A 12,695-nucleotide genomic window follows, 5' to 3' on the forward strand; every position below is an offset into this window, starting at 1 on the left:
TCAGCCTTTTTTTTGTCAACTTTTTATTTTATTATGTTTTGTTTGAAATCTTAAAAATGAGGATAATTCATAGGCTGTTTATAGTGTTATAGTGTTTAGGAAGATATTTTAAAAACTGGACGATAAAGATATATGGATTGTTGAAATTTAAAAGTATAGTTACATTATATTTTTTAAATAGTGGAGTTTTTGTACCTATAATGGCAAATCTAATTATTATTTTAATCTTATATTCCTCAAAAAAACGATAAGTTTTTGTTTGATAAGGAAATTACAATAATCGGAGGATTTGAAATGTATTACATTGAAAAAGTTTATAGCTTGTTTATAACAAAGAAGCAAGTAAATAAATTAATCATCTTGAAGAAAGCACTCATTAGTGATGAAGTTTCTGTCAAAACTTTATGTGAAGAACTGAATAAGACCACCACACAAATCAAACAACTAGTCTTAGAAATAAATTATGATGCAGATAGATTTATTGATGATGATATTTTCTTCTTGAAAGAAAATGATGGTAGGTTAAATTTTGAACTAGCTTCAGATAGTATGAAAAAAATTGAGGTTTTTGGAAAAATAAAAAAAATTTATTTCAAATATTCTCAATATTATCAATTGATAAATTACTTATTTAAACATCGTAAAACAAAGATTGTAGATATATCAGAAGATTTAATGTTCAGTGTTTCGTATTGTTACAAATTGCTTGAATATATAAAAAGGGTGTTTGTTACACAAAAGATTCCTATATCCGTAAAAAAGAATGCAGATTGGATACATATTTCAGGGACTGAAGCTTGCATAAGAATGTATCATTATCTATTTGAATTGATGGCTTGCGATACATATTTGAACAACAGTTTCATTTCAATAAAAGACCCTGTTTCTGAAAATTATGATGCTATGGATACGACAAGAGCCAAGCACCAATTAATGTTTTCTATAATGGAAAATGCAATATCTCAAGGATATTTTGTAGAGAATGTGGAAACCCATGATTTGGAGCTTTTGAACTGTATGGAAAATGTTCATGATAGTCTTCCTATTATAGAAAAGTTACCTTTAAAGAATACGGATACAATAAACAAAGAGTTAGTTTATTACAGTTTTTGGAGATTCTTATTTATACCAGAGTTCATTAGTGATGATGAAAAATCTGAAAGAGGAAAGAAGTTGAAATCTCTTAATCATATTAACATTGTTGAATTTTCTGAGAAAATAACTAATAAACTTTGCAATAAATATTTTGTAGATTCTAAAACGTTAAATATTATTTTTTATGAAATTGTTATAAATACGTGGAGTTACACACATCTATTTACAGAAAATTTTCTGTCAAGAGAAATTTTAAGCAGCTCTCAAAAAAGAATGACGGATATTGAACATATAGTCATAGAATCAGCAAACGAAACAAATCTTCTTGATGAAGAAGATATGATTTATATTAAGAAGCTAACACAAATAATTGCATCCAATATTTTGTTTCAAGAGAATGATTTAATTTATATAGCAGTGAGTGGCATTAACCAACCAGAGTATATAAATGTTGTTAAGAATATATTGTCTAAAATGTACTCTCATAATTTCATCCAGTTTACAACTAATATTGTAAAAGCAGATATCGTAATATCTGATTGTGCTATAGGAAATACGACAAAAGAAGTTAACTTTGTATTTATGGATTGTATACAAAAAAAGGAGAATTGGGAGAAATTAACTTTACTGATCCAATCTCTTATTATGGAAAAATGTGTATATAAAAATCTAACGATGATTGGAAAGTAGAATAAAGTAGTGAATGTTGGAATACTTATAAACTATCTAGGAGATGTTAAATGTGAATACAAATGATCAAACAATGGAAAAAATCAGAAAAGCTAGAATGATTAATGTTAGATTTTTTAGTGATAAAGCAGGAAATACGTTAGAACGAGCTTTGATAATTGATATGGATGAAAATATAGATGATGTGATGAAGTACCTAGAAGAGTCTATAGACAATATAAATATTATCCATTATACGACAAAGGATGTATACAGTATTGTAAATAGTTCAGAATTAGAAGAAATCCATAATTACGTTAAATTAGAACATTACTGGGGTGATGTAATATCCTACATTATAGAGTACAAAGATTGTTTTGGCTTTACTGATGAGATATGTTTAGTAGCCAATATTGATTGCGATGATAGTGCGTTGATTACGGCGGTTAACAACTTTAATGAGAGTTTTAATGTTGTTAATATATATGAATACAGAGATTGTTGGGTGAAAAGACCCTAAGCAATTAATTCAGAGGAAACCATAGAAATGGATATAATTTTAATAAAAAATTAAATTTATGGAAAAATTTCCGATTTTACTACGATTTTATCAGAAATTTCCATTGTATCGTCACTTACACTACCTTCAGGCGAAGAGAAATAAAAATCAATGAAGTGGAAGATGACAAAAATTTGACATTAAGATGTTTCAATAATCTTGATAATTGAGTTTCCAAGCCGCTAAGATATGCAGGTGTATTTCAAATAGGAATTGTCTCAGTCAGGAATTCATGGAAAGTAACAAAAGATTCACACCTACTATGAAGAACTTTTTCAAGAATTCTATGTGATCTATGAAAGCGAGGGGAGTCTTTTTAAAAATGGGGGGAAGCTCCTTCCAATAAATGCGTAAATCCAAATATTACTAGAATTCATTAAAGCGTTTAATGGTTTTATTCCAGCAGAAATTGAAATAGAGGGAGAAAGATGGTTAATATGATTCGGCATTACAAAAATTTGTTTTGAAGAGAAATTACTGGGGAAAGTATGAATAAAACACAGAAATAGGGATCTATTTAAGTGGAGAATAAAAAAGAGAATTGGGCTGATTTTAGTCAACCACTTCTCTTTTTTTGTTTTATCATATTAAAATATTCTCATGGTATACAGCGAAAGAGTGTCATAAATTTAAAAGTTTTTGAGTATTATATTCTATCTATATAAGGTAAACAATTATCTGTTTTGTCATAATACCATTACTTTCATAATATAAAATGCAAATGATATAAGAAAAAACATGCTCAGAAAACATATAGTTTCGGGGCATGTTTTATTTCATTGATCATAAGACTTGTAATTTTATAAGTAGAATTTATCAATGTATTCCGTAATTAAATTGTTTATTTTTGTGAATGTGCAGGATGCTATGAAAATATCGATTTTCTTTTTCTTGCTTTAGCTTGTAATCTAATAGGTGTAAGACGTGCATTAGAAGCACGGTACTTATGCAATAAAAATTATCAATAACCATCGTTTTTTAGAATGGCGATTATGTATGTATTCCATTTTCTAGAAACCCTAATCTAACAACTTTTTTTCAGACATTCGAATCAATCGAATGTCTTTTTTGTCGTCTTCCCACAAACGATGGTTATTGAGCTGAATCAAAGAAGGAGGAGGGAAGATGAAACGAAGGCTGGGACAGCTATTTGGGATCATTGGTATTTTATTGGTCCTACAATTTCCAACAACGGTTAACGGATCACAAGTCCGCTCTGTAGAAACAGAAGGGACGATCGGCTTTACCGGGGTCTATGAACCCATTGGAACGCCTGATCCGAAACCACCAGAACACATCGTTAAACCGCCCGCACCAACCAAACCTGGCGGTTCCTTGCCGCAAACCAATAGTGAGACAACTACATGGCTCTTTTGGTTAGGGCTCCTACTCGTAGGCGCTGTGTTCTATCTAAGAAGACGAAACAAGCAACAAAATACAAACTAAAACAAAAAAGAAAGCAGGAATATTTTATGAAATTTATTCGATTAGCAACGATTGCCGCATTATCAACAACGATTTTAGCCGGGAGCGCAAATGCCGTTCTTGCCGATGAAACAACAGAAACAAAAGAGTTACAAGAAGTTCGCAACCTTCCGACCGACGGTCAAGTCGAATTTCGTCCCGCAACGGATGAAGATGAAGAAATGGAGATCATTAATCCTGATCCAGAACCAGATGTGGACATTGACCCATTGATCCCAACGGCTGGACCACTCTCTCTTTTAATGGCGCCAACCATGAACTTCGGTACGCAAGTGATCTCAAACCAATGGAAAGAATACAACATGGTCGCAGAGATGCAACAAAAAGCAGGCACGACGGGTGAAGAAAACAAAGTGCCTTATGTCAGTTTCGCTCATGTTCAAGATATCCGCGGAAACAATGCCGGCTGGGATTTATCTGTTTCGTTGAGTGAGTTTGAATCTCAAACCCAAAACAATATTTTAACCGGTGCAGAAGTCGTTTTTGTCGGTTCTCGTATCCAATATGAAGGAACACCGGAAAATGCCCCTTCTTCTCACGTAGATGGTCTTACATTGAGCCCGGCGACAGGCGCACAAAAAGTGATGACTGCAGGAGCAGGCAAAGGTGCAGGTGCATCGTCTGTTGTCTGGGGAAATCAAGCCGAATTGATGGACCAATTTGAAGCAGACGATTTTGATCCAGAAAATGATGTTGTCGAAAACGGTGCGATCCAATTGCATGTACCAGGTTCCACCACTAAAGATGCGACAACGTATAAAGCAACCTTAACTTGGGACTTAACATCAACCCCAGGAGATGAGCCTGTAAAATAAAACCTGGACTGAGTTGAATTAGTATCTGAATGAACTTGATGAGAAACTCTCGACAGCGTTGCATGCAAGTGTAGCGCTGTTTTTTTAAGAAAGGACGATTGATTTGAACCACCAACGTATCGCTAGTTATCTACAAAAGAACCGATTTCTGTTTCTGGCCCTTGTCACTGTTTTGATTGTCTTGTTTCCAGTGAGTGGTAAAGCAGAAGAAGCGAACTTGAATTTTTACGTCACCCCTGAATTTCCAGACAGCCAAGTAGAAGGGTCGAATAGTTACTTTGATCTTAACCTGGAACCAGGTGCCACTGAGTCTTTGACCTTAACACTGCAAAATGCCAGTGACGAACCGATTCAGGTACGAATCACCCCCCATACGGCGTATACCAATGTGCATGGCGTGGTGGAGTATGGGAAAGATGCGGAAGAAGCTGATCCGACCTTACTATATGCTTTGGATGAATTGATTGAATCACCGAAGGTGATCGACTTAGCAGGAAATGAGACCAAAATGGTCGACGTTGCTTTACATATGCCTCAGGCTTCTTTTGATGGTTTTTTAGCTGGCGGGTTACGAATCAGTGAAGTCAAAGAAGAAAGTGAAGAAGAACCAACGGATGAAGAAGGCCTTGCGATCAAGAATGAGTTTGCCTATGTCATCGGTGTTATCGTCAGTAATTCCCGGAATTCAGTCAAACCCGACCTTGAATTGTTAGATGTGTTTGCGGATCAATTGAATCATCGCAATGTGATCAGTGCGACGATCCAAAACTTCACGCCGACGTTTGTGAACCGAATGGCTGTGGAGGCAACGGTTCAACGAGTGGGCGAAGACGGGATTCTCTATGAAGCCAGTGAAGAAATGATGCAGATGGCGCCGAATTCACACTTTCATTTTCCGATTTCCTTAGGAGGCGATCGCTTTGTGGCCGGCGACTATCTCTTAAAACTAAAAGCGACTTCTGGGGAAGAAGAATGGTCATGGGAGCGGGCATTCACGATTGAGACAGACGAAGCGCGCAGTTTCAACCGTGCAGATGTGACAATCGATACCAGCACCAATTGGTGGATGATCGGCGCAATCAGTTTACTGGTTTTATTAGCGGCTGTTCTTCTTTATCTGATCATCAAGCGAAGAAAACAAGCAACGAAGCAAGAGAAGTAAGGAGTGAAGGATGTATGATCAATATACGTAAGCAAGCGGCTTGTTTTGGCACAATTCTTTTGTTTTTTCAAGCTGCTCCGCTGTCTTTGACACAGGCTTATGCCGAAACGGATGACGCTGTGGATCCACAATTGGTTGAGGCGTTTCGCCTACATCAACCGGAGTATCTCAATCTGAACCAATCCATTATTCCTACAGAAACGGAAACAGAAGCGGTACAAGAGTTTTCATTCGTGGATAAGACCTTTCGAACGACAGTGGGACAACCGGTTCTGTTGCGATTTACAAGTACGTTACCGGCAAATGAAGTGTTGGTACGAATCCCTGCCAGTGGGCAAATTATGGAAGATGAATTCTCCAACGGAGAATCGATCCAACATTCTCATGGGGAATACTGGATATTAAAAACCAGTAAGCAACAAACCGAGTTTATCTTGCCTATCGTCTTTGAAGCAGCTGGACAATACTTTCTTACTGTTGATCATGATGCGGATCATTTCTATTTAGAAGTGGAAGAAAATCGCGCAGAGACAAGCAGCACTGAATCAGAGGTACACGAAGAATCTGACTTAACTGAGCAATCAGAAATGAATACTGAGGAACAACAACAAGAATCTCAAGAATCAGACAGCATAAATGATTCTCCAACTGTGGTTCATCCAGTCATGGCAACTGAAAAGCATCTATCCATTTCAGAATCACTCATTTCTGAAGAAGAGGCTCGTATTTTGGAAGAAATAACAGATTCTCAAAATAGAACAACTGTTACCAGCGTAAGCAATTGGTCACAATTTCGTTCTGCTTGGAATAGTAGTAGTTGGTATGTGTCCATTCGTTTGACCAGTAATATTAATTTTTCTTCATCAATACTTGGCAGCTCGCTGAATAAACTTGATGGCTTTAGAAGTAGAGATATTAGCAGTCTCGTAGGTGCTGGAGTTAATATGGGAACCTCCGGAAATAGTTTGCAAGTAGAAAACAGTAACTTGATAACAGGAACAGTCAGAATTGAATCTGAGAATTCCGGAAACCAACCTTTGATAGAGTTAGATAAATCATCTCATTGGAGTATAAATGAAGGAACCGTAATTATTAATAAAAGAAATAGTTCTGCAGTGGTGATCAATGATAGATCAGAGGCAAGTCCTGGAGGGGGAAATGTGAGGAGGATTATTTATAATCAGTCTGCTGTATCACCCGTTCTGTTAAGCAGAAACTCCACATTTGATTTTTTTGTGGGAGGTATAGTAATTGGAAGCAATAGTTTCTCGAATAGTTGGGTTCCGCCGATATCTTCAGATGCCAATTCTAGAATAGTTTTCTCCCGAGCCGCTAGTAATGTGATGATGGGAGGTCGCATAAACGTTCCACAACCTTTGGTACCGAATGTTGTGCATTTGACATCCTATAGGGTGCCTTGGAATTCAGTTACTGCTGAAATAACTGGTGTAAATGGATCCATAATCACTAGCAGCAATAGTGATCCAAACGATTTTTCTGAACGGTATCTGTTTAATTATAGCTTAGTTGAGTATCGGTCCCTCACTGTAGGAGCAACTACTTCAGAGGGGTTTGTCCCTCCAATATCCAGGTACAATCTAACGTTGTCTGCTAGTCCACAAGAGGCAGGAACGCCGCAAGCAGACAACACGACCATTGCAGCAAATACCACAGCTTTAATCCATGCCAATCCAAATGAGGGCTATCGCTTTGTTTCTTGGGAAATCCTTTCCGGTACTGGCGCAAGGATCGCTGATGAAACGGCAGAGTCCACGACTTTTACCATGGGCAGTTCCGATGTGGTCGTACAGGCGAATTATGAAGAAGAAGCGACTGACGTCCGTCCAGTAGATCCGTTGGAGCCAGACAAAGAGGTCGACCCTGAAAACCCACCGCAGTTGCCAGAAGACCAAGGCTTATTTAGTATCGATTTCGTGTCCCAGTTTGATTTCGGGGTCCAAGCGATTTCTGCACAAGACCAAACCTATTATGCTAAACCGCAACGGCTATTGGCAGATGACGGCACCGTGCTTGAAGGAGAAGAACGACCTAACTATGTCCAAGTCAGTGACCGACGGTCGACACAAGAACGAGACGGCTGGGAATTATCGGTGCGGCAAAATGATCCATTCACCAATAGAGAAACCGGTGAGGAGCTGACCGGCGCACGCTTGATCTTACAAAACCAACAGATCGCTACAGCACAAGGCGGCACGGCACCGGGGCTGGCCCACACCAATCCCATGACCCTCAATCCAGGAGGCGCCAAACGCACCTTGTTAAAAGCCCAAGGCCCCGAAGGGGAAGGCACCTGGATCTATCGGTTTGGGGATGCCGACTCAGCGGACAAAAGTGTGGCCTTAGAGGTGCCAAGAGGGGCGACCCCAAGTGCTACCAGCTACCAGACGACCCTTACCTGGGAATTGAGTTCTGTGCCCGATAATTAAGGCTCATTGGAAGAGGGCTTCGGCTTTCTTCCTTTTTTCACAATAGAAAGAAAGGAGACAGAGAATGCATTCCTTGTTTTATCAATTGATCTTTACGGTCAAAACCAAGCGCTGGTTTGAATTATTAGCGGTCTTAGAAGAGGCTGAACAAGTTACTGCCCCGAGCTTAGTAACACACACGGGCTTTGGCCGGCGGACGATCATGAAGGATATCAAAGCACTCAAAGATTTCTTTGGCGAAACCATCCAGCTGATCGGGGACGAGAACGGCTATCATTTTTCCTTGTTGGATCCACAAGGCTACTATGAAAAAAAACAAGCCTTGTTGGCAGAAGAACGCTTGTTTCTCTTTGTCGATCAGCTGGCCGCCGGTAAGCAGCTGGAAAACTGCCAATGGGGGGATTACTTGGCTATCCCTGCCGGCAGCTTCAGCCGGATCAAGCACCGCCTGCAGGAGATCTTACAGACCCAGTATGATTGTCAATTAGTCGGGAAAACCAATCAACTCACCGGAGAAGAAGCCAGTATCCGACAGTTTTTGTATGATTTTTATTTTACCTTGCCGTTGTATCCAGCCGCGTTAGCGGATCAGGTACGCCAGATGCAGCGAAAACAAGCAACGATTCAAAGCGGCCAATGGCAGCTGGATCCAGCGTTGTTCAATCACTGGCTGGTGATCACGAAACTGCGAGTTGATCAAGGCCATCTTTTACCTGAACCACCCAAGCATCCATCGACACAAGAAGCATTGGCTTTGGCACTGGATCACCAAGTAAAAGTCCCCCTTCCCGCAAGGGAAAAAGCCGCGCTCTTTTTATTGGCACTCAATGAGGCGCAATTTTTAAACCCGCTACTTCAAAAAGAGTTTGTGCGTGTCTTTTCCCCGACCATCGATTTTAGTTTTCCCGTCCGGGAAACCGAAGGCTTGACGTATCGGTTGTTTGAAACGCTCGTATTCTTGATGGCACAGTTCTTTCAATTGCCTAAAGTTTCTGGCATGGAGGAACAAGAGACGGCAGGTACCTCACACGAGAAGCTCTTAGAAATATTGATCACGCGCTTTTTAGCTGAGAAAAACCAATACCGCAATACCATCTATGTGAGCTATCACTTAAGAGGGACGGCGTCTTTGACCCGCTGGATCAAATCGGAAGTATCGGCTGCGTTTCAAGCCGCCGGTCTATATTTAGTGGAAGCGCCGCTTTTTAAACACCCAGGACTTGTGCGTCATATTAAGATCACCAATTCTGATTTTTTGAAGGAAAAACAGGCCACGATCGAGTTACCACCCGTCCCAAGTAAAGCACGCATCCAACAAGCCCTCACTGTCTACTTAAACGAAGGAGGGCGACTTTGAATCGCAAAGAGAAGCAACGCATTACATATAAAGTGAGGGCAGAGCATGCGTGAACTCCAAATTGCTTTTATTACTAATCCAGTGATCCGACGATGGATGCGAATCCTAAAGATCATTGAACGCGAAGAGACGTTTACGACCACGGTCTTGGCCCAACGCTTGGGGATCTCCCAGCGGACGTTAATGAAGGATATTCAGCTGATCAAAGAACAGTTTTGTGAAAGTGTTGTGATCGATTCCAATAACAGCGGCTTTCGTTTTAAAGAAAGAGACCGCCTCTTGTATCAGGCTCAAAAAGAACAGCTGTTGGAACAAGACATTCTTTTTGAACTAATGGAAACACTCTTTTATGGCGAAGAACCGGAACTGGGGGAACTAGCGGATCACTACTGTTATGCCGAAACGACCTTACGGCGTTTTTTAAGCAACATCCAACCGATCCTAAAAGAATACGAGCTGACCCTTGGTTTCAAGCCGGTACGATTGATGGGAGAAGAGGCCAATATTCGAAAGTTCTTCTTTGATTTCTATTACGGGGGAGAGCTAACCCCTCAAACCGTTCGGCCGCCTGCTCGCTTGCATCAATTAGTAGTAGAAGCGCTTTCTGAGAAAATAAAAACCAAAGAAGTCGGAACGGGGCTGTCGATCGGGGCCTTTTATTCCTTGCTTTATTTAACGATGCTTCGTGTCCAACAAGAACAGTTCATTTCAGTACCCAAGTGGGCCCAAGAGCTAGTGTACAAAGAAGCGGATTTTCAGCTCTTACAAGCGCTGGTCCCGATCATTGAAAAAGAGTACGATATTTTCTTGCCGGAAGAAGAATTAGTATGGCTGCACTTGATCATTGTTTCCAGACGAACCACCAATCGGTTGGATCAAGAACAGTTGTTCCTGGCTCGGTTTAACCAATGGCCAGAAGTAGAAGCAGCAGCGAAGGCTTATTTTTCTGAGGCCTTCTTTGAGGCGTGGGATCGTCCCTGCTTAGAGACCTTTCTCAGTGCGTTTTTCGCTTCTCGAAAACTCAATGATGCGCTTTGGCCGATATGGAACAAGCAACAAGCAGAAGCCAGGCAACTCGTGATGGGTCAAGCGAGGTATGAAGCGAATCGAGGGTTTTTGAAAAGCCGGCAAACCCACTTGTCCTTTTCAGACGCATGGGAGGAGGACGTAGCGGTGAGTTTCTCGTTGTTTAGCGAGTTATTGCTTCATACGTACCCACCTAAAAAAACGGTCCTGTTTTTATTAGAAGGGGATTCCATGGTCGTCCAAACGATCCGCTTGCAGGCCCAGCACCTCTTGGGGGAACAGGCCCACCTGGTGTTTCTTGCCTTGCATGAGTTGACGGAAGAACGGCTAAAATCCCAGAAGATAGATTTGTTCGTCACGAACTATCGTCCGTATCTTTTTGAGTATGGGGTAGAAGAAGCGTCTGTCTTATTACATCCGGTTCCGCTGGAAAAAGACTGGCTGTTGATCAAACAAAAGCTAACACCTTTCTTGACTAGCGGATCAAGCCAAGGGGCATCTTGAACAATTGTATCGTCAATAAGAGACAATCCAAATGCCATGAAATAGCAAACGGTTTAAACAAGTACTACGGAAATGAAAAGATAGCAGCTGTTTCGCAGCCATCGATAAATGATAAAAAAAAAGAAGGTGAACACTAGATGAGGATTAGAAGTAAAGAAGAGTACCTAGCAGGATTTGACAGTATTTTTACCGAGGTGGAAAAAAGAGAGGAGCAGAAGCAGTTAGCAGCATACTTGCATCAACAGTTGCGCCGCTTTGAGCAATTACTGGAAAAGATCTCCGAAGAGCAGTTCTGGCAAGTATTTCCGGCGCTTTTAGGGATCGATGCCAAATTGAGTTTAGTCGCAGAGCTCATTCCGTATGAAGAATTTTCAGCAGAAGAAATCATACGGATCACCGAGAGTGATTATGCGACCTACTTCAAAGAACTTTGCGGCTATGACCTAAGTATGGAAACCAAGCATTCGATCATATTTAACGTATCTTGAATTATCTGTAGAAGTCTATTGTAAAAAAAGTATTCAGAAGCACTCATTTGTGAATATTCTTTTTAGGGCTTAATAATTTATGAGAATGATGAATGTAGTGCCCCAAAAAGCTAGACTTCTCGGAGTGGAGAAATTTTAGAGTTGATATAATAAACTAGACAAAAAATTAAGGGAAAGCGAGGATCTAGATTATGCCAAGACGTTCATTTGATACAACAGTTAAAATCGCAGCTGTAGAACTGGTAAAGGAAGCAGGATTTTCTGTTAAAGAAGTTATCCTACAGTTAGAAGTCCACGCTAATAGCTTTCGATGAGTTCAATAAGTTGAAAAATATGGAGAAAGTGCGTTTTCCTGAAAAGGGAGCGCACTTTTTGATGCCCATTATGAAATAAAGAAACTCCAGCAAGAAAATCATTACCAAAGAGAGGAATTAGACTTATTAAAAAGTTCTAGGTCTTCTTGAAGCAAAACAAGAAGTAAGATTTCAGTTTTTAAAAGAACAAAAAAATGAGTTGAATATTCTGAGAGCTTACTAGACATTGAACGTTTCAAAAAGCTGGTTTTTATAAGTACTGTAAAAAGAGTAGTTTCGTTATAGGCCTGCTTTTTTGCATGGAATTGAATATAAACAATAGAAATGAGTTTAAAATAAAAATATAAATAGATGTTTGAAGAATAGAAATAGTATGTATTTGTAAAAATATATACTTCGTTGGGTATTCAAATATTTTTCAAACTATATAAAGAAAGCGTTTGCTTTAAAAACATATTTTTATGGCATACTTTGTTTATAACCAGTATAAAAGGAGGAAACTTATATGGAAATTTTACAATTTATTCTAGAAGATGGATTGGAGATAATTGTCTTTTTATGGATCATTGGGTATTTTATGAAAATGAGTAAAGTAGTTAAGCATGAATGGATTCCTTTTTTGTTGCTTTTGATTAGTTTATTATTTACACCGCTTAAGTTAGGGGGCTATACGGCAGATAATTTTGTACAAGCTGTGTTAATCACAGGTGCAGCGGTTTTGGGACATCAATTTGTAGTAAAAGGAGAAAAATTGTTAAAATAAAAAGCATTTAT

General features: G+C 39.3%; 11 protein-coding genes. All 11 read left to right on the top strand.

The features are described from left to right. Window positions 1-294: 294 nt before the first annotated feature. Window positions 295-1,785 (top strand): helix-turn-helix domain-containing protein, encoded by a 1,491-nt coding sequence (locus tag IGI77_RS04475; protein ID WP_438769562.1) that lies wholly within the window; start codon window positions 295-297, stop codon window positions 1,783-1,785. A gap of 43 nt (window positions 1,786-1,828) precedes the next feature. Then, a complete protein-coding gene (locus tag IGI77_RS04480; protein WP_438769563.1) occupies window positions 1,829-2,284 on the top strand; it encodes a hypothetical protein in 456 nt (151 codons plus the stop codon). 1,164 nt (window positions 2,285-3,448) lie between these two features. Beyond that, window positions 3,449-3,769 carry an LPXTG cell wall anchor domain-containing protein gene (locus IGI77_RS04485; RefSeq protein ID WP_438769564.1) on the top strand — a complete coding sequence of 107 codons (321 nt, stop codon included), beginning with the start codon at window positions 3,449-3,451 and terminating at the stop codon, window positions 3,767-3,769. 26 nt (window positions 3,770-3,795) lie between these two features. Continuing rightward, entirely contained in the window at window positions 3,796-4,623 is an 828-nt protein-coding gene (locus IGI77_RS04490; RefSeq protein WP_438769565.1) for a WxL domain-containing protein, read from the top strand. A gap of 103 nt (window positions 4,624-4,726) precedes the next feature. Next, window positions 4,727-5,785 carry a DUF916 and DUF3324 domain-containing protein gene (locus tag IGI77_RS04495; RefSeq protein ID WP_438769566.1) on the top strand — a complete coding sequence of 353 codons (1,059 nt, stop codon included), beginning with the start codon at window positions 4,727-4,729 and terminating at the stop codon, window positions 5,783-5,785. Window positions 5,786-5,799: 14 nt separating this feature from the next. Beyond that, a complete protein-coding gene (locus IGI77_RS04500; protein ID WP_438769567.1) occupies window positions 5,800-8,232 on the top strand; it encodes a WxL domain-containing protein in 2,433 nt (810 codons plus the stop codon). Window positions 8,233-8,296: 64 nt separating this feature from the next. Continuing rightward, the gene (locus IGI77_RS04505; protein ID WP_438769568.1) at window positions 8,297-9,589 is read left to right on the top strand and encodes a helix-turn-helix domain-containing protein; all 1,293 of its coding nucleotides are present in this window, start codon (window positions 8,297-8,299) and stop codon (window positions 9,587-9,589) included. A gap of 45 nt (window positions 9,590-9,634) precedes the next feature. After that, window positions 9,635-11,119: a helix-turn-helix domain-containing protein gene (locus IGI77_RS04510; RefSeq protein WP_438769569.1), complete on the top strand. Its 1,485-nt coding sequence runs from the start codon at window positions 9,635-9,637 to the stop codon at window positions 11,117-11,119. A 137-nt stretch (window positions 11,120-11,256) separates the two neighbouring features. Beyond that, window positions 11,257-11,607: a DUF7006 family protein gene (locus IGI77_RS04515; protein WP_438769570.1), complete on the top strand. Its 351-nt coding sequence runs from the start codon at window positions 11,257-11,259 to the stop codon at window positions 11,605-11,607. A 191-nt stretch (window positions 11,608-11,798) separates the two neighbouring features. After that, window positions 11,799-11,921 (top strand): transposase, encoded by a 123-nt coding sequence (locus tag IGI77_RS04520; protein WP_438769571.1) that lies wholly within the window; start codon window positions 11,799-11,801, stop codon window positions 11,919-11,921. Between the two features lie 505 nt (window positions 11,922-12,426). Then, window positions 12,427-12,684, top strand: coding sequence for a phage holin family protein (locus IGI77_RS04525; RefSeq protein WP_438769572.1), 258 nt, complete (start codon window positions 12,427-12,429; stop codon window positions 12,682-12,684). Window positions 12,685-12,695: the final 11 nt, after the last annotated feature.

The sequence above is a fragment of the Enterococcus sp. DIV0213h genome (assembly GCF_051711285.1).
GTDB lineage: Bacteria > Bacillota > Bacilli > Lactobacillales > Enterococcaceae > Enterococcus_D > Enterococcus_D casseliflavus.